This window comes from Paenibacillus sp. J22FR5 (assembly GCF_059691975.1).
Genome location: NZ_JCAUAN010000012.1, coordinates 22967 through 41448, shown reverse-complemented (window position 1 = coordinate 41448; position 18482 = coordinate 22967). Strand labels below are relative to the sequence as shown.

At 47.7% G+C, this 18482-nt stretch carries 18 protein-coding genes; 8 read left to right on the top strand and 10 right to left on the bottom strand.

Going from position 1 to position 18482, the window contains the following annotated elements:
• Positions 1–79: 79 nt before the first annotated feature.
• From fdhD to AC58P7_RS16965, 4 genes are all read right to left on the bottom strand, one after another.
• Complete coding sequence (fdhD, locus tag AC58P7_RS16980; RefSeq protein ID WP_497344829.1) at positions 80–1009, bottom strand: formate dehydrogenase accessory sulfurtransferase FdhD; 930 nt, start codon at positions 1007–1009, stop codon at positions 80–82.
• A gap of 2 nt (positions 1010–1011) precedes the next feature.
• Positions 1012–3369: an FdhF/YdeP family oxidoreductase gene (locus AC58P7_RS16975; protein WP_497344827.1), complete on the bottom strand. Its 2358-nt coding sequence runs from the start codon at positions 3367–3369 to the stop codon at positions 1012–1014.
• Positions 3370–3718: 349 nt separating this feature from the next.
• Entirely contained in the window at positions 3719–4087 is a 369-nt protein-coding gene (locus AC58P7_RS16970) for a Na-translocating system protein MpsC family protein (protein ID WP_497344826.1), read from the bottom strand.
• A 94-nt stretch (positions 4088–4181) separates the two neighbouring features.
• On the bottom strand, positions 4182–5417 hold the full coding sequence (locus AC58P7_RS16965; RefSeq protein ID WP_497344824.1) for a helix-turn-helix transcriptional regulator: 1236 nt from the start codon (positions 5415–5417) through the stop codon (positions 4182–4184).
• A gap of 184 nt (positions 5418–5601) precedes the next feature.
• On the opposite strand from AC58P7_RS16965, the gene AC58P7_RS16960 reads away from it, so the two are divergent.
• Positions 5602–7920 (top strand): glycoside hydrolase family 2 protein, encoded by a 2319-nt coding sequence (locus AC58P7_RS16960; protein WP_497344822.1) that lies wholly within the window; start codon positions 5602–5604, stop codon positions 7918–7920.
• A gap of 184 nt (positions 7921–8104) precedes the next feature.
• Here the strand turns inward: AC58P7_RS16960 and AC58P7_RS16955 are convergent, their stop codons facing one another.
• The 6 genes from AC58P7_RS16955 to AC58P7_RS16930 form a co-directional block, all read right to left on the bottom strand.
• A complete protein-coding gene (locus AC58P7_RS16955; RefSeq protein WP_497344820.1) occupies positions 8105–8248 on the bottom strand; it encodes a hypothetical protein in 144 nt (47 codons plus the stop codon).
• Between the two features lie 66 nt (positions 8249–8314).
• Positions 8315–9169: a DUF72 domain-containing protein gene (locus AC58P7_RS16950; RefSeq protein ID WP_497344818.1), complete on the bottom strand. Its 855-nt coding sequence runs from the start codon at positions 9167–9169 to the stop codon at positions 8315–8317.
• Positions 9170–9289: 120 nt separating this feature from the next.
• Complete coding sequence (locus AC58P7_RS16945) at positions 9290–9724, bottom strand: protein-tyrosine phosphatase family protein (protein ID WP_497344816.1); 435 nt, start codon at positions 9722–9724, stop codon at positions 9290–9292.
• Positions 9725–9842: 118 nt separating this feature from the next.
• Complete coding sequence (gene arsC, locus AC58P7_RS16940; RefSeq protein ID WP_497344814.1) at positions 9843–10265, bottom strand: arsenate reductase (thioredoxin); 423 nt, start codon at positions 10263–10265, stop codon at positions 9843–9845.
• 13 nt (positions 10266–10278) lie between these two features.
• Positions 10279–10920 carry an aquaporin gene (locus tag AC58P7_RS16935; protein WP_497344812.1) on the bottom strand — a complete coding sequence of 214 codons (642 nt, stop codon included), beginning with the start codon at positions 10918–10920 and terminating at the stop codon, positions 10279–10281.
• A gap of 12 nt (positions 10921–10932) precedes the next feature.
• The gene (locus AC58P7_RS16930; RefSeq protein ID WP_497344810.1) at positions 10933–11256 is read right to left on the bottom strand and encodes an ArsR/SmtB family transcription factor; all 324 of its coding nucleotides are present in this window, start codon (positions 11254–11256) and stop codon (positions 10933–10935) included.
• Positions 11257–11602: 346 nt separating this feature from the next.
• Between AC58P7_RS16930 and AC58P7_RS16925 the strand changes: the two genes are divergently transcribed.
• The 7 genes from AC58P7_RS16925 (at position 11603) to AC58P7_RS16895 (ending at position 18476) form a co-directional block, all read left to right on the top strand.
• Positions 11603–11890: an NAD-binding protein gene (locus AC58P7_RS16925; RefSeq protein ID WP_497344808.1), complete on the top strand. Its 288-nt coding sequence runs from the start codon at positions 11603–11605 to the stop codon at positions 11888–11890.
• A complete protein-coding gene (locus tag AC58P7_RS16920) occupies positions 11890–13146 on the top strand; it encodes a cation:proton antiporter (RefSeq protein WP_497344806.1) in 1257 nt (418 codons plus the stop codon). The genes AC58P7_RS16925 and AC58P7_RS16920 overlap by 1 nt, the downstream gene beginning before the upstream one ends.
• A 259-nt stretch (positions 13147–13405) precedes the next feature.
• On the top strand, positions 13406–14587 hold the full coding sequence (locus AC58P7_RS16915) for a cation:proton antiporter (protein WP_497344804.1): 1182 nt from the start codon (positions 13406–13408) through the stop codon (positions 14585–14587).
• A gap of 604 nt (positions 14588–15191) precedes the next feature.
• Positions 15192–15857, top strand: coding sequence for a Crp/Fnr family transcriptional regulator (locus AC58P7_RS16910; RefSeq protein WP_497344802.1), 666 nt, complete (start codon positions 15192–15194; stop codon positions 15855–15857).
• A 27-nt stretch (positions 15858–15884) separates the two neighbouring features.
• Entirely contained in the window at positions 15885–16724 is an 840-nt protein-coding gene (locus AC58P7_RS16905; protein ID WP_497344800.1) for an ABC transporter ATP-binding protein, read from the top strand.
• Entirely contained in the window at positions 16657–17412 is a 756-nt protein-coding gene (locus AC58P7_RS16900; RefSeq protein ID WP_497344798.1) for an ABC transporter permease, read from the top strand. Before AC58P7_RS16905 ends, AC58P7_RS16900 begins: the two co-directional genes overlap by 68 nt.
• Positions 17413–17447: 35 nt before the next feature.
• Positions 17448–18476 carry an ABC transporter substrate-binding protein gene (locus tag AC58P7_RS16895; RefSeq protein ID WP_497344796.1) on the top strand — a complete coding sequence of 343 codons (1029 nt, stop codon included), beginning with the start codon at positions 17448–17450 and terminating at the stop codon, positions 18474–18476.
• The last annotated feature ends 6 nt before the right edge of the window (positions 18477–18482 follow it).

Here is an 18482-nt window from a genome sequence, read left to right as displayed (position 1 = left end):
TAACAAAAGTTGGCAATAGCTAGAATCTAGCACAATTCTGGTAGAGAGACAATATAAATATTTCCACAAAAAGGTAACTTCAGTGACATTCCGCAATGCGTTCTGGATGCGTATACACAGTTAAATGGTCCCTCCGAATGAAGCCGACAACCGTAATCCCTAGATCCTGAGCTAAACGAAGGGCTAGATCGGTTGGGGCTGATTTGGACAAAAGAATGCCAACGCCGATCTTCGCCGCCTTAAGCGCCACCTCGGAAGAGACTCTTCCACTAAAAGCAAGAACCTTATCCCGAACGGGTATCCGCTCCCGAAGGATGTGCCCGTATATTTTATCCAACGCGTTATGCCTGCCGATGTCTGCTCTCGTGATAAGAAGCTCGTTCACTGTGCACAACGCCGCATTATGCAAACCTCCCGTAAGACGAAATTCCGCCGATTGCTCCTGCATCTCGTTCATCAGATGAAAACATTGGGGAATGGTGAGGCTGAGCTTGGTCGTCACTGTTTTGGCCGTGCGCATATCATTGTGAAAATAGAACTGACGGCTCTTCCCGCAGCAAGACCCAATGAATCGCTTAGATACCATTTCACGACTCAGCTGGTGAAGATGGCGCAGCTTCACGTGGGCGAAGCCTCGGTCCTCCTCCAGTGATAGGGATTCAATCTGATCCACGAACCGGATCATGCCTTCGGAGGCAAGAAAACCAGTAACCAGATCGACTGTGTCACTTGGTGTATAGACGAGGGTGGCGAATTCTTCGCCATCGAGTAGGATCGTCAGTGGCGCTTCAATCGCGATCGCATCTTCTTGGGAAAGCACCTCCGAGCCGTTATAGCGGTGGATGGACCACATGGTTGTAGATGGAAGGGCGGCAGAATCTGTAGCTAGGGAGTCCGAGGGAAGCGTGTCAGGATCCGTTGATAAGGAGCGTGCGGGAAGCGTGATATCCCCTATTTCATGCTGTGAACAACTATCTGGTTGCAAATGGTCTAGCTCCTTCTCCTCCATCCTTATCCCTCCATCTCCGTTTCTAGCTCTAAAATGCGCTTCTCGACATAACGTGTGTCTTTGTGGGCGTGATAGGTTTCTGCCTTTTCAACAATGACAGCTGTGTTATACTCCGGGATGCCCGCAAATGGCTCATATACGCCCTTGGGTATCAAACAGTTACCCTCAGGCCAGTGTACTTCGATGTTGCCTGGCTTGACCTCATCCTGCTTCACTCTGCCATGCATGCTGCCGAAGCTGTTATATACCACAATGGCTTCCCCTTCGTTCAAAGAGAGCGCCTTCGCGTCTTCTTTATGCATCAGCACATCGTAGCGTTCCGCTTCATTGAAGGGATCGATGTCGCTGTAGATCATCGAATTGAATTGCTTGCCGCGGCGCGTCGTCACCGCGAAATGCCCCTCCGGCTTCCGCAGCTCCGGAAGCTCGATCGGCAGCAGCGCGCCGCGGCCGTCCGGCGTCGGACAGACGCCGTCCTCGCACAGCCACGCGCCGCCGGACTGAAACACATCACCGCGCTCACGCAGGTGCTGAATGCCGTCGTAGCTCGGCGCGGCCAGCGCGATCTCCGCGCGGATCGCTTCCGCGCTTGTGCAGCCCAACAGCGCGGCGGCTTCGAGCTTCACGCGGCGGGCGAGATCGACGTAGATGTCCCACTCCGCGCGGGCTTCGCCGATGCGGGGACCGGCGATCTCGGGCGAGAAGTACACCATCCGCTCCGTCGAGGTGGATGTGCCTCCGCCAGGCTGCTCGTAACGCGTCATCGCGGGCAGCACCACCACAGCCTCCCGCGCGTCGAGCAGCGTGGAAGTGTTGAGAATGATGTCCTGGTGAACACGGACATCCATGCTTGTAAGGGATTGGCGGACGAAATCCGGGTCCGGCATCGTCTCTAGGAAGTTGCCTCCGGATGTGTAAAACAGCCGGAGCTTCCGCTCCTGCTCCTCGGGCAGGAGCGCGTTCTCGAGGGTGACACCGACGATGTCACCTTGCCAGCTCGGCAGCTCGAAGCCCCAGAGCTGCTCGATGCGTTTGCGGTCGGCGGCGCTAGAGATCTCGCCGCCCGGCAAGGAGAACGGATCGGCGCCCATTTCGCCGGATCCCTGCACGCCGCTGTGGCCGCGTATGGGCATCAGCCCGCAGTGCTCGCGGCCGAGGAAACCCCGCAGGAGGGCGAGATTCGCCACCTGCGAGATGTTGTCCGTGCCAAAGCGGTGCTGTGTGAGCCCCATGCTCCACACGAAAACCGCGCTAGCGGCACGCGCCAGCAGCTCCGCGAGCTCGCTCATGCGCTCGCGGGTGAGTCCGGACGACTGCTCCAGCGTCGTCCAATCCTGCTGCGCCACATGGGCACGCAGCTCTTCGAAGCCGTTCGTGTGCGCCTCAACGAACGCATGGTCAATCGCGGAGCCAGGCTCGCACGCCTCCATCTCGAACCACACCTTCATGATGCCGTTCATGAAGGCAATATCTCCGCCGATGTTCACTTGGTACACATCGTCCGCCAGCTTGGTGCCGAATAGAGCTGATTCGGCAATCGAAGGGATCCAGTACTGCTCCATCGATGGCTCGTAGTACGGGTTAATGACAATGATCTTCGTCCCTTTGCGCTTGGCCGCATACATATACTTCGTCGAAACCGGCTGATTGTTCGCGGCCACGCTGCCCCAGAACACAAGGACGTCCGTGCCGATCCAGTCCTTGTAATTGCAAGTCGAAGCGCCCACGCCTACGGAGCGCTTCAGAGCCGTCTTCGACGGCGAGTGGCAGATGCGCGAAGCGTTGTCGATGTTGTTCGTGCCGAGTAATCTCGCGACCTTCGCTGCCACGTAGTACGACTCGTTCGTGATGCCTCTCGCTGTCAAATAGAACGCCATCTGCTTCGGGTTCAACCCGCGCATCTTGGCTGCAATCGTGTCCAGCGCCTCGTCCCAAGTGGCGCGGCGGAACTTCCGCTCTCCCTTCCTGCGGATGAGCGGATACGGAATACGACCGAGCTGGCGAAGCTCGGTGGAGCTCAAGCGGCTGAGCTTGTCAATGTCCGCATGAAGCAGCTCCTCGCGAATGGCTGGCATCGTATTCAGCCGCAGTACGTTCAGTCGCGTCGTACAGATATGCGGCCCAGCCAGCGTTTGGTCGTAGAGTCCGGACACACCAAGCGCGCAGCCATCGCACACCCCCTGTGTCAGAATCCTCACAGCATAGGGCAGGTTATCCCGATTTTGCCAAGCGATTTTGGCTGTTTCCCGAATATGCTTCGGCTTCACCTTGCCCAGTCCAAACGGTATTTTGCTGACCCAGAGCTTCGGATCCGGCTTCGCGGGCAGCTTAATCGGCCCCGTATGCTTCGTTTTCCCCAAGTGAAACACCTCCTAGATTCATGATATTTTTCTTTGCTCTTTCATCTCTGACTTGTTATTTTTCTTTGCATTTTTCATCTCACTGATCTTGTTCTTCTATTTCGTCTCGTTCATCTCGCCAACCTCATCCATCCCGCTCTCCTATTATGTAAATCTGATTCTCCCTATTCTATTCCGCTCATCGCCAGTGCTCCTCAGCTCCAGAAAGCAAAAAACCACCGCAAAACAACCCCAAGCCCCTCTCTTTTAAGAGAAGTCTCAAGTTGTCTCACAGTGGTTAGTCTCCGGCAGGTTCGCTACCAAGTGCCAAGCACCTTACTTATGTATATGTAGATGTACGAGCGGTTAGTTATCCGATTCTTGTACCAAATTTCTTTTCCAAATCTTCATCAAAGACGAATATCGACATGCCCACATCCTGCTCAATATCGATATCGACGAATAGCTGGACGAATTTCGCGCCAAGCAGCGCTTCCATCTCTACAGGAGGATGATCCTTGTAGATCTCTTTGACCATTTCCGTGCGCGTCGTGCGGAGCATTTGTCTGCCATCGCCCGTCTTCGCCATAAACTTCTCAACAGGAGAAAGGTTCCCTGCCATTTCACAGATCGCCCAGCTTTTACAGAAGGTCGTGATCACACGTTCAGGCCCTTTGCCCATATGCCTCTTGCGATACGCCTTCACGAGATTACTGAATTCGGCCTCCATACGGTTCATCGGCCAGCCACCTTTATGTTTACTAGCTTGTACTCATTTCATCATAGCAAGAAAGCCCTTAGCTGACAACACCCTAAGGCACTACTTCTACCGCCTATCTACTAGCTTTCACATACTGGGAAGGCGTCATCATGGTGAACTTTTTGAACACTCTAGCGAAATAGTTCAGATCATTAAAACCTACCATGAACGCAATTTCCGTGATGGCAGTATTCCCTCTTTGTAAATACAGCTTGGATTCCTCGACCCGCTTATGGTTAATGAAATCCATCATCGTCATCCCGACCTCTTGCTTGAACTTCCGCGAAAGATGCGAAGCATTTACATGGATATCTGCGGCAATTCCTTGCAGGGTTAACGGCTTTTCCAGGTTTAAAACAATATGATTGACGGCGTTTTTGACAATAGCACTGTAGTTCCGTGTTGAGAAAGTATGAACGGCTTCGCAATACTCTACAATCATAACAGTGCCTAGCTTCTTAAGTTTCGGAAGATTCTTTGATCTTTCAATCATGATAGAAAATTTCTCGGAAATATGATGCAGATACACGGGATGAATCCCGCCTCTTTCGGCTGCAATTCTGCACAAGGTATTGAGTGTAATTAGCAGGTTTTTGGTTGACCGAATCGGGCTTTCCGGAATACGATCTGGCAGGTTCGAATAGCTGATCATTTCGCTCATCATTGTCGCTATTTCTTCCCTATCCCCTCTAGCAATCGCTTCCATGAGTTTCTTTTCGTTGAGGTATCTGCGCTCGATCGTCGTTTTATTATCCGCAATATCTGTTGTTTGTTGCTCCTTATTGAGCACAGGTTGGATCACATCTGCAGTAATCAGCTGAGAATCCGTATGCGGATGGGCGCACAAATTAACAAGAAGATCACCCAAGCTGTTCGAATCGTTCGAGCTGATCACCGTTAAGGAGCTATAAAATTCTTGGAGCTGCTTACGCTCACTGACGGGCAAATAATGCCCAGCAATCAGATCACTGATGAAAGCTGTATCGGGATAAATGGAAAGGAAAGGACCGAGCAGTACGAATCCATGGAAGGCTTGATTTCGCCACACACCAACCGCTAGATATTCGAGATTGAAGGCATTCGTATAGTAAAAATAGCAATTCGGCTTTGAGGACCTAAGCGTTTCTCCAAGGGAGTGGTACACCGTGTCTGACGGTTGAATAACCGCCGGAATACGATGATCGACCATTTGCAGCGCCACCTGATTCTCTCTATCAATAAACCTGGCATCCATTCTTGTCATGGTATGCAACAAATTGAAGATTTTACTGAAATCTTTTATATCGAAATCAGCCTCTTCTTCCACCACGATCACCCTCCTTGTCGTCCTTTCTTTATTTTAAAACTTACCAATCGCAGAAAGCAATTTCTGTGCTAATTTAATCAAAATCGTGCGATCAGGGAGATGTGAAATCCATTAATATTAATATGATGTTGTAATCGTTTTCAGTTAGAGCGTCATACTACAAAACGAAAAGGAAGGGATAGGTACGATGAGAAAACTCATAAATATGAATGCCTCTTGGAAATTTAGCAAGCAAGCCGATCTAACCGCTATGGAAGCCGCACATGACGACAGCCAGTGGGAATCGGTTACCGTCCCTCATACCTGGAACGCCATCGATGGTGCAAACGGTTTCGATTTTTATAAAGGTGCTTGTTGGTACCGCAAAACATTTGTGGTCGATCCTTCGGCTCAAGGGAATAAAGTATTTATCGAATTCGAAGGCTCCAATAGTATCACAGACGTATATGTAAACGGTCAGCATTTAGGACAGCACCGCGGTGGGTACTCTGCATTCCGTTTTGATATGACCGATGCGATTACGTTTGACGCTCTGAACACACTAAGTGTAAAAGTCGACAACACGGTTGTAGATGATGTGTATCCGCAAAGGGCCGATTTCACGTTTTTCGGCGGGATCTACCGGAATGTGAACATGATCATTGCGAGTCCTGTCCATTTCGACCTCATGGATTATGGTTCTACGGGTGTTTATGTGATTCAAGAGGACATTAGCCATGCGAAAGCGGTACTTACGATCAAGTCTAAACTAACCAATAATGAATCTGCAGATAAAAAAGTAAGACTTTGGGTCGATATTCACGATGCAACTGGCGGGCATGCGGCTTATGCAGCCAAAGAAGTGGTGCTAACCGCTGGGGAAACACAGGAAGTTGACGTGCCGATTGTGATCACGAACCCAACGCTATGGAATGGCCTCAAAAATGCTTACCTGTACACAGCGAACGTATCCTTGATCTCTTTTAACGATACGATTGATGCACTTACAATTCCATTCGGTGTGCGTTATTTTGAAGTAGATGCAGATAAAGGTTTCTTTTTGAACGGCGAGCATCTTGCCTTGAATGGTGTTTCCCGCCATCAGGATCGCAAGGATATGGGCTGGGCGATTACGCCGAAAGAGCATGAAGAAGATATGGCTTTGATTAAAGAGGTTGGGGCCACTTCCATCCGCTTGGCTCATTACCAACACGATCAACATTTCTACAATTTGTGCGATCAAGAGGGTATGGTCATTTGGGCAGAGATTCCGTTCATTTCAGTCATGTCCAAAACAGAGCTGGAAGGCATCAACGCGAAGCAACAGATGATCGAATTGATTCGCCAAAACTTTAACCATCCGTCCATCATGTTCTGGGGAATCCAAAATGAAATTCAAATCGGCGGGGACACGCCAGCGCTTCGCAAGCTTGTTCGTGAATTGAATGAGTTAACGAAGAAGGAAGATCCTACGCGGTTGACGACGATGGCGAACGTGTTGTTCGTTGAAGATAACGATGACTACAACAGAGTCACAGATATTATTGGCTATAATAAATACTATGGTTGGTACAACGGGAAGGCCGAAGATTTCGCAGAATGGATCGATGGCTTCCGCAAGACGAACCCAACCGCGAAGCTAGGGATCTCGGAATACGGTGCTGAAGGGATTATCCAGTACCACAGCAACGATCCAAAGGTCAAAGATTACACCGAAGAATACCATGCATTGTACCATGAAATTGTGTGGGATATTTTCGCCAAACGTCCTTTCCTCTGGGCAACGTATGTATGGAATATGTTCGATTTCGGTGCCAACATTCGAGATGAAGGCGGCGTGAAAGGCCGTAATAACAAAGGCTTGGTCACTTACGATCGTAAGATCAAGAAGGATGCCTTCTATATGTATAAAGCGAACTGGTCCGATGAGAAGTTCGTGCATATCACGAGCAAACGCTATATCGACCGTGCGGACGACGTCATCAAAATGAAAGTTTACTCGAACTGTGATACTGTTACGCTCTATGTGAATGGTACAGAGTTGGCTACACAAACGAGCGAGAATCGTATTTTCACCTTCGAGAACGTGGCCCTACATGCTGGCAACAATGAAATCAACGTCGTATCTCACCAAGACGGCAAGACGATCGAAGATACAGCCTTCTTCAACAAAGTGGCAGTAGCGAACCCAAGCTATGAAGCACCTGGGAACAAAGATGGGTCCGTGAAGAACTGGTTCCAGGGCCCTGATCTTTCCGATGTTCAGATCGAAGAGCTTGTCATCACGGATGACGTTTACTCCACTCGCTGCTCTATGGGCGAAATGATGGAGAATGATGCGGCGCGAGCTGTGCTTGAGAAATATCTTGGCAAGTTCTATGAGCAACCGACGTTTGGTATGACAAAAGCAATGAAACTCGATATACTGGCTTCACTTTCAGGTGGTGCTTTCAGCGAAACACTGATGTACGCACTGAATAAAGAGTTGACGAAGATTAGCAAATCATCGGAAGTCAGCGCACATTAAAAGCATTAATACACCGTACAAGTGGAGTGGCTAATCGCTACTCTGCTTGTGCCCGTTACAGCTTGCATCAGACTTCGCTCAAAAGCGCAGCGAGCTTTAGTATCCCGCTACAAACAATGCCCCTGCAGGTAAGCACTTTAAGTAAAGTGCTCCCTACAGGGGCATTTGCACGTCTTTTAACCTTTTACTCCTCTTCCTCCCATTTACGTGAGTACGCCTTCTTCGTTATCCAAATCGTCAACCCAATCACGATGATAATCGCAAACACACTTCCGATAACCGCACCAACCATCTGCCACACTTCCCCCTCATTTGCTCTTACACTCATTGTAACAAAAGTTACCTACATGAACCGCGCTGACTTCGACAATTCAACGACAGCACGAATTGACCCTTACTCGAACATATCCATTTGCTGCGGTGGAAACTCTTTACGCTCTATATCGAGCATTTCCATGAGTCGCAAAGCGTTTGCTGCCGCATCCCCACCGGAGTTGTTATTGAAAATAACACAAACTTCATCGGTCTCTCTCTCAATCGCAAGGAGGTTCTCCTTCCACTCGATTAGCTCTTCTTCACTATACCTATACAGGTATCGCACTTCTCGCCAATCCCGCTCCCGTGCTCCATTTGAGGTCCAACCTGACGTGTTTCTGCCGTGAAATCGAACAATGGTTAACCGATCATAGGTTGGCTTCAAGACCGTCGGCACCGACCCAGGAAAAACCTGCGGCTCATCACAAATGCTATGAATCCAGCCTTCCTCGCGCATGAAGGAGACTGTCTTTTCGGTCATTTCTGGGGTGAACCAGCTTTGGTGGCGAAATTCCAGAGCTACCGGGATCCCTTCCATTCGCTCTTTAGCTGCTCGCAGCAAGGCTACATTCTCACGGTTGCACTCAAACCACGGTGGATATTGAAAAAGCACTGCTTTCACTTTGTCCGCTTCTAGCGCAGGCTTGATCGATTCCTTAAAGCTTTGAAACATGCCCTCTGTTTCCGCTTCCGAATAGGTTTGACGCGTATGACCCGTCATCCCCTGAAAGGCTTTGATTACAAAAGAGAAGTTCGCCGAGGTATCTGAAGCCCACTTCTGATATAGGCCCTCTTTGTGAATCGCGTAATAAGAGCTATCTACTTCAACCACCGAAAAGTAGTTGTTATAGGCTCTGAGCTTATCTTGCGCTCTAACCCCAGGTGTATAAATCTCGTCGTGATCTCCCCATCCAGCAAGTCCTACTGAAATCATTTCCCCACCACTTTTGACAAGTTAAAAGTCTTTATTCTATTTTATCGGTAAATAGGGAACAATCCAAACAGAAAAATAGCCCCGCCAGCAATATTCATGCTAGAGGGACTCCTCGGGGTATCACTTCTTAAACAATTTCTCTAGCGCCTCCCGTTGAGGCTGTCGAATGTTGATAAGGGGGCGAATGCTTTGCGCCACCTTCTCAGCTTCTTCAATGGTGTGGCTCTTACCTAACGTTATCAGCGTTCCAATTGCAACAGCGCCTGTTCGTCCTTTGCCGCCACCGCAGTGGAATCCGACTTTTTTGCCGCTTTGGTACGCTTCGATAACGTGATGGATGGCTTGTTGGAATAGCACTTCCTGAGGTCCTTCTGCATTGTCTCCTAGGGGAACTTGAAGCCATTCTACATTACCCGCAGGGTAGGCACACTCCGTTGCTTCGCCTCGCAAATCCACGATGACTTCAACGCCTTCATTTTTGACCATAGCTTCGACGTCGGTGGCTCCGCCTAAAAAGATACGATCCTCGATTAATGCCTGATAGTTTTTCTGCATGATGATGTACTCCTTATTTTTTCTTGAAAGATGTAAATTCAATGGCTATAGGCGCGGATGGCGCAGAGGGTGGGGCACTGTTAGTTCAAATTTAGCATAATTCTCTCTTACGGTCATATTACTTGCCTTCCTTCAAGAATTGCTCGATCCGACTCTTAATGGCATCACGAACTTTACGGAATTGAGCCGTGATTTCTTCTTCTGTTCCAGTTGCTTTCGCAGGATCATCGAAGCCCCAGTGCCATCTCTCCGCCTTCTCGTTGCGTACAACTGGGCAGTGTTCGTCCGCATGACCGCATAGCGTAATGATAAAGTCAGCGCGACCTAGGAGCTCAGAATCAATCACGTCAGAGGTGTTGTTCGAGATATCGATGCCTGCTTCTTTCATCGTGGCAACCGCTCTTGGGTTCAATCCGTGCGCTTCCAAACCGGCGCTTTTTACTTCGTATTGATCACTGCCTAAAGTTTTCAAAAATCCATCAGCGATTTGGCTGCGGCATGAGTTTCCTGTGCAAAGAAAATAAACTAATTTTTTGTCCATGAGGAACATCTCCTTATTCCTGTATTGTTTTATAAACTAGTGAAGCAAAGATAGCTCCAAGAACTGTTGCAACTAGGTATAACCATAAATGTTGTGTTGCACCCGATACGATAGCAGGTCCAAGTGAACGCGCTGGGTTCATGGAAGCTCCGCAAATCGGACCTGCAAACATAGCCATTAGACCAACGGTACCTCCAATAGCAACACCAGCAAATTCTTTAATCGCTTTACCATGTACAGCAGAACCCAAAATAACCATCATTAGAACAAAGGTTAAAATGAATTCCAAAGTGAAGGATTGCCCTTCCGAAAAGCTGGGAAGAGTAGCCCCTAAATTGGCGACATTGCCAAAAAGAAGTAACGTAGTAAAACTCGCAAAAAGCGCCCCTGCAAATTGTACGACTATATAACAGATGCTGTCTCGCAAAGAGATATCTCCTCTAACCAAAAAGCCAATCGTGACAGCAGGATTAAAATGGGCGCCTGAAATATGTCCAAACGTATAAATCAGAGCCATAATGACAAGTCCAAAGGTAATTGCGACACCAACATGGGAGATGCTTTTCGTGATATCGTCAATAACCATCGCTCCTGGACCTGCAAAAACTAAAAAATAAGTACCAATAAACTCAGCAATCAACTTCTTTTTTAACATTCAATTATCCCCTTAATCGCAGCAGTTTGAATCTTCACAGGTTAGCTTCTCCACTTTATCTTTTTGGGAAGGGAGGTGCTTGAATAAGTCAGTCAGGAAAGGCTTATCTTGGATAGAAAGTGAATAGTATACCCACTGACCTTTTCTTGTTTCTTTGACGAGACCGCCATCTTTTAATTTGCGCATATGCTGGCTAATATTAGGCTGGCTGGTTTGTAAAATCTCTACAATTTCGCAGACACATAAGTCTCTTTCTTGAAGTAATAGAAGGATAGATAGTCTGCATTTATCACTAACTAACTTTAAAGTATCGACCATATTTTCAATTTCAATCATCATTATCCTCCTTACAATGGTACATTCAAGCCTTTTAGTAAATCCACTTTCCATCTGTTTATTATTATATAATTACTTGATTATATTTGTATAGTTAAGAATTTGTAAAAGATAGAGGAACCTATCCAACGAAGCGCAGGAAGCAAAAAAACACCCCTCGAACTGTCTGTTCATGGATTGGAGTAATCGGCGTTGTCTTAAGGGCAATGCCTCTTTTTATTGCGACAACGGTCTAAACTTTGTGCGTGAACGTAAACAGTTATATAATTCATATTAATTGATAAAACCTCGTAGCCTTACGCCAGGAACCATACCGTTAAAGCCATTGGATAGGGGATAAGGAAAAATGAAGAATCAATATACGGTGATTGGCTTAGGTAGATTCGATGCTAGTATTTCCAAAGAACTCATCAAGCTTGGAAACGAAGTGCTTGGGATTGATAAGGATGAAGAAATAGTAAATGAGTTGAGTTCCGAGCGTGCGAAATATGGCTGCAGCGTCGTAGCCATTAACAAGAAAACTGGCGTGATCATTGCCCCAACCGCAACAGATATTAGCAATGAACAAGATATTATGGTCATCATCGGAACGAATGATCATATTGAAGAGTTCGAGAGAGAAGTGATCGGCTAATGGAAAATACGACTTCAGTCCTGATTGACCATATCATTATTCTTCTTGTTTTAATTTTTGGGTTGGGGATGCTGTTCGGTAAAATCGCCCAACTTCTAAAACTGCCAGATGTTGCACTCTTTCTAGTTGCTGGTATGTTAATCGGTCAAGGTTTTCATTGGATTAATGAATCCAGCACATCTTTTACGAATCAATTTATTTTAGTCATTGGCTCTACGCTTATTTTATTTGATGGTGGTCGCAATATCAGACTATCGGGTCTTCGCCAAGTATGGATAACAGTGAGCTTACTCAGTATTCCAGGTGTTATCGTGACTTGCGGAGCTGTTGCGATTACCTCGCATCTGCTTTTGGATCTTCCGTGGTTATATGCGCTACTGTTGGGAGCTATTATCAGTTCGACAGATCCTGCTACGCTCATTCCGGTGTTTAAACAGGTGCGAATTCGTACGAGAGTTAGGGAAACCGTAGAGAGTGAGTCGGCTTTTAATGATGCGACCGGTTCGATTCTTACCTTTTCACTGCTGGCTATTATTATGGGAACCCAGGCCGTATCCCTCTCATCCGGTGTCGGTGAATTTGCGAAAACAGCGCTGGGCGGACTTCTTCTTGGTGGTATCATCGGGTATGTAATGACTTATATGACTGCGCATTTGAAGTTAGGTTTCCTCAGAGATTATGCTACGATTGCAATGGTAGTAACTTCCTTGGGTGCTTATATAGCCGGGGAACTGATAGGAGTCAGCGGCTTCATGGCGACTTTTACAGCGGGACTCATTTGGGGAAATGCGGGAACATTCAAGTTGGATATGAATGATAAGCTGCACGAAATGGAGCATTTTTCCGAAAATATTACGCTGATTATGCGTATGCTGATTTTCATTCTTCTCGGGAGTCAAGTCAACTTCACCGTTATTTTAGAGCACTTCTGGACAAGTTTGGGGGTTATTTTTGTCTTTATGTTTATTGCGCGTCCTCTAACGGTATTACTTTGCACGTTACCAGATCGTAAAGCCAAGTGGAAATGGAATGAAATTGTTTTTATGTTTTGGGTGCGAGAAACAGGTGTAATTCCCGCGGCTTTGTGCGGGATGGTGGCAGGTATGGGAGTCCAACATAGCGAGCTAATAGCCAGTGTTACCTTCATGGCTGTGCTGATTACGATCTTATTCCAGGCTAGTACAACGGCCTTTGTGGCTCGAAAACTTGGACTTGAGGTAAAGACCGGAGAGGCAGAATCAAGAACTAACCCTTAATAAGTTTCCTACAACATGAACAAATAAGATCTGTCGTCGCTGCCTTAGGTGATCGCTAAGCGTCCGAGCCCCCCATGACATTTTCTTTACAACTTCCTATCGAACAGGTATAGTTACGCTAAATACGGATTGACCCGGAGGAGCCTGCCAACAGCGGGCTCTTTTTGTCTTTTTCACATAACTCAGGACAATTCTGGCAAACATGGAATAAAGTCAATGTGACGGATTCTTTGAACACTTCGATGAAAGGAGGAACTACATGATCCACTACTGGCTTGTCCTACTTGCCATCGCGGTGGCCATTGCGTATTTGGCTGATAAAACGAAGCAACCTTATCCAACTCTGCTGGTTATAGCGGGTTTACTCCTTGGACTCCTACCCATTCCTGCCATGCAGGAGCTGAAGGATTATATCGCATCGGATCACGTGTTCCAAACGACGGTTATCCTTATTTTCTTATCAGCCCTCATAGGGGATGCCGCGATTAAGCTGCACTTCCATGAGGTAAAAGAGAGCAAACGTCCGATCCTGCTTCTCTCCCTGCTTGGCACGTTGATTACCTTTGTTCTCGTTGCCGTAATGTGTTCTCTCTTCTTAGGTCTTTCCTTACAAAAATCGCTTGTATTCGGCGCCCTCATGGCGGCCACCGATCCGGTTTCCGTGCTCAGTATATTCAAATCGCTCGGGCTCAATTCGAAATTATCTACCATCGTCGAAGGCGAAAGCTTAGCCAATGACGGCGTCGCCGTCGTCCTGTTCAAAATCGCGCTAGTCACCACGATGCTCAGCATGTCCAGTCTCATGGATGGCACCTTAGAGTTTGCCAAGGTGGTGCTTGGCGGGATGCTGATCGGGATTGCCGGCGGCTTCCTAGCTTCCAGAATCACCTCGCGCATCGATAACTATCTCGTTGAAATCGGCCTTTCCATTGTGCTGTTCTATGGCGTTTTCGAGATCGCCGAGATGTTCCATCTATCCGGTGTGATCTCGGTCGTTTTTGCCGGGCTGTTACTAGGCACCTACGGCAAAAACATCGGCATGTCCGACATCACCCTGGAGAAAATGGACTCCTTCTGGGAGGTCATCGCCTTCATCGGCAATGCGCTCATTTTCCTCATGGTCGGCTTGGAAATATCGAACATCGACTTCACAGACAAATGGCCTGTCATTGGCGGAAGCATTCTGGTCGTCCTAGTTGCACGTTTCATCGCCGTCTATGTAAGTCTCGCTATGGATCGCGACATGCCAAAAGCGTGGAAGCCCATCATTGCCTGGGGCGGACTCAAGGGCTCGCTGTCGATTGCGCTCCTGCTGGGCGTTTCGCCGGATTTCGAGGGTCGCGACTTACTTCTCGCGATGACCTTCAGCAATGTGGTGTTCTCGCTGTTAGTTCAAGGGACGACGTTGAGCCGGTTGGTTAGGCTTTTGAAGGTGAAGTGAGGGACAAAGGCACATGGAGAGCCTTTTCGCCAGCGCCTAAGTTCACAGCCTCCGCGAGCTGGAAGTTGTACGTTGTGCAACATTATGGCCGATTTTAAGATCATCTGGAGATAATGCTGCACTTTGTGCAACAATATTGCTCCGAAATGGCCAAATCAGCCCAAATGTGCTCCTTTTGTTGTATAAAATACAACATCCTACCGTAAAACCTTCGAATCAGCAACATAATGTTGTACGTTGTACAACTTCGTAGGCGCCCCACCACAAACAGCTCAAAAAAGAGCCAAGAGGTCACCCTCCTGGCTCTTTTCCCTATCCGTTCAGCCGTCCGTAAGTTTCCTTATCACAAATGACGAACAGCCTAGCTCCCTGTGGAATCTTCTCATGGAGCCTCTTGTTAATATTCAGATGCTCCCCATCTGAGATCAGTGTGGCCCCCTTTTTCAGCAAATCCTGAAAAGCATCATGGAACGAATTTTTTAAAATTTGTCGGGAATCCGACATTCTCACGCGATTTCATGTGATAATATACATATATCTCATCGGAATACTCAACATTAAACGAGTGCATGGTCAGTTGAACAAGGAAAAGGGGATTTATCCTATGGACCCATTGAATGAACTTGCCGAACTTCAGGAAAAGGACCCAACTAAAGAAGTCATGGTGGCGGCTTTCCGAAGTCATGGTGTTATCCATACTTACAAGAAGAATGAGTTTGTTTTTCAAGAGAATGATCTGCCCGGCGGTGTTTATTATGTGCAATCGGGATTAATTAAAATTTCCCAATCCTCCGAGGAAGGGCAAGGAATTACCTTATTTCTTCGCTATGAGGGGGAAGTTTTCGGTAATGCGGAGGTGTTGACGAACATTCCTCGGAAGCGCTACGCCAAGTGCCTCGTGGACAGCCAAATCATGACGCTAGACAGTCGAAAATTTCTCGAATTGGCCAAGGAGAATGCTGAGTTTTCCTATTCCGTTGCCGTTCTAAGCGCTCGCAGACTCCTGCAAACACAGAAAATGGTTGAAACACTAATCTCCCGCCCCGTCGCTTGGCGGCTAGCTTGGTTCCTCCTGCAGCTGGGTAAACCGACGAACGAAAAGCTTGAGGTTCAGGTGCCGCTCAGTCATGAAGAAATCTCCTACGTCATTGGCTGCAGCAGACAAACCGTCACGGAAACACTCAATAAATGGCGAGATAAAGCGCTCATTGATTACTCCAAAAAGAAGATCGTTATTTTTCATCCGAACCGTTTCTTCTCAGACCTATAGACCAACATCAGCCTGGAGGTTGACCACATGATTACGATCAGCAATGTGAATAAATCCTTTTCGCAGCGGAAGGGCAATGCCTACACGGCTCTAGATCAAGTTTCTCTCACGATTGGGAAAGGGGAATTCGTCTCCGTCGTAGGACCTTCGGGCTGCGGGAAGTCTACGCTTCTAAACCTAATAGCTGGTTTCGACAAAGCGAGTAGTGGCACAATTACCGTCAATGGGCACAAAATTACGGCACCAGGAGCCGACCGTATTGTTGTTTTCCAAGAGCACGGCTTGTTTCCTTGGCTTACGGTGCTTGATAATGTGGCCTTCGGCTTGAAGCAAAAAGGGTTATCGCAGAAAGAACGATATGCCCTTTCTGCGGAGCAAATTAAAGCCGTTCACTTGAGCAAGTTTATCGATCGTTATCCACATGAACTGTCCGGGGGGATGAAGCAAAGAGTCGCTATTGCCAGAGCGCTCGTTATGGATCCTGATATTCTTTTGATGGATGAACCCTTTGCCGCATTGGATGAGCAAACGCGCTTGATTCTACTTAAGGATTTGGAAGAGATTTGGCTTAAAACGGGTAAAACCATCTTGTTTATTACGCACAACATTCGTGAAGCCGTCCTGCTGTCAGATCGAGTTGTCGTGATGGCGACACAGCCAGGCAGGGTCAAGAAGGAATTTGCCGTGCAGGCGGCAAGACCTCATCAAAGCGGTGACCCGCTCATTCACGCCTTGGAGAGTAGAATTATGGAAGCTCTGACGGATGAGCTCGAAAAGGTTGTCAGAGAGGAGTTGGGCCATGAATACAGCCTTAAGAAGAACACTATTTCTAATTCTTCTGCTGATCATATGGGAGTTGGGATTTAGGGTTTTCCAGTGGGGGTGGAAGTTTCCTTCACCGTTGCAAACCTTCCAGGCCTTCTATGATGGCTTTGCACACGGGCATCTCCTTAACGCCATTGGGGCTAGTCTTCGTCGTTTGCTCATCTCCTTTGCCTTATCTATTGGGATCGGAACGATATTAGGCTATTTATTTGCACGATACCGGTATTTTGACGAAACCTTCGGCTTTGTCGTTGTTGCCCTCCAGACCGTCCCAAGTATCGCATGGCTTCCCTTCGCAATTATCTGGTTTGGACTTAATGACACTTCGGTCATTTTCATTACGACGATCGGTGCGACATGGACGATGTCGATGGCGAGCCGTACAGGGATCATGAATATTTCGCCGATTCATCTGCGAGCTGCGCAAATGCTGGGAACAGGCAGCGGATACCGCTTGTTCTTCCAAGTGCAGCTGCCGGCGGCATTCCCCCATTGGATCACCGGGATCCGCGTGGCTTGGGCCTTCGCTTGGCGGGCACTTGTAGCTGGGGAGCTGATTGCCAAAGGCGTAGGCCTAGGGCAATTGCTGCAAGATGGGCGAGGACTGGGGGATACGGCAACGATCCTGTGCGTGGTCATTATCATCGCCGTTATCGGTACGATTTCTGATCATTTTTGTTTTAAACAGCTCGAGGATAAAATTGTCCTTCGCTTTCAGCTAAAGAAATAAATGACGTTCCATAGAACCAATAAGGGGGAATTATTTTGAAAAAATTAGGTTGGATCATGAGTTTGGTCTTATTCGTATCATTGGTTTTGTCGGCCTGCGGTCAGAGTAAAGAAGCAGCTTCAAGTGCTGTCAGTACGACTGTGAAAATCGGTATTTTGAAAAATGTCACCCACGCTCCAGGATTTATTGCGCTGCAAAACAACTATTTTCAGCAAGCTTTTGGCCAAAATGCCAAGATTGAAGTCACTGCCTTTGACAACGGAGCAGACTTCGCAACGGCGATTGCCACGGATCAAATCGACTTGGGCTACGTGGGCCCGGGACCGGTCATCAATCAATATTTGAAAAGCAAAAATATCAGGGTTATTTCTGGGGCGAATAACGGCGGAGCGGTATTGGTTGCACGCAAGGATGCAGGCATCCGTTCCGTTAAGGATCTCGTTGGAAAAACGGTAGCTGTTGCTGCCAAAGGAGGCACGCCAGATCTATCTCTTCGCTTGCTGCTCAAACAGGAAGGATTGAAAGTGTCGACCGATACTTCTGGCGTCCAAATCGTTACACGCGCCCCGGCAGATACATTAGTTGCGATACGTCAGAAAGAAGTAGATGCCACCTTAATTGCAGAGCCTTGGGGTACACAGATTATCCAAGAAGGGTCAGGTACGATTTTAGTAGATTGGAATAAGATTCCACCAAAAGACGGCAATTACCCGTTAACGATTCTCGTAGCCAGCGATACGTTCCTGAAGGATCACCGTGACTTGGCCAAAAAAGCCGTGAAAGCCAACAAACAAGCGATCGATTTCATCCAGCAAAATCCGAGCAAAGCTTATGATCTGATTAGTGATGAACTGAAACAGTTAACCGGCAAAGGAATGGACCCGGCGCTCATCAAAGCAGCCATTGATCATTTGAAATTAACGGAAGATATCACGTTAGATGATATCAACGAGCAAGCCAAAGCCTCTTTTGATGCAGGGTACTTAAAAGTGAAAGCAGAAGAGCTGGATTTCAGTAAATTCCTGGATTTATCGCTGTTGAATGAAGCGCGAAAAGAAAAATAACCTTAT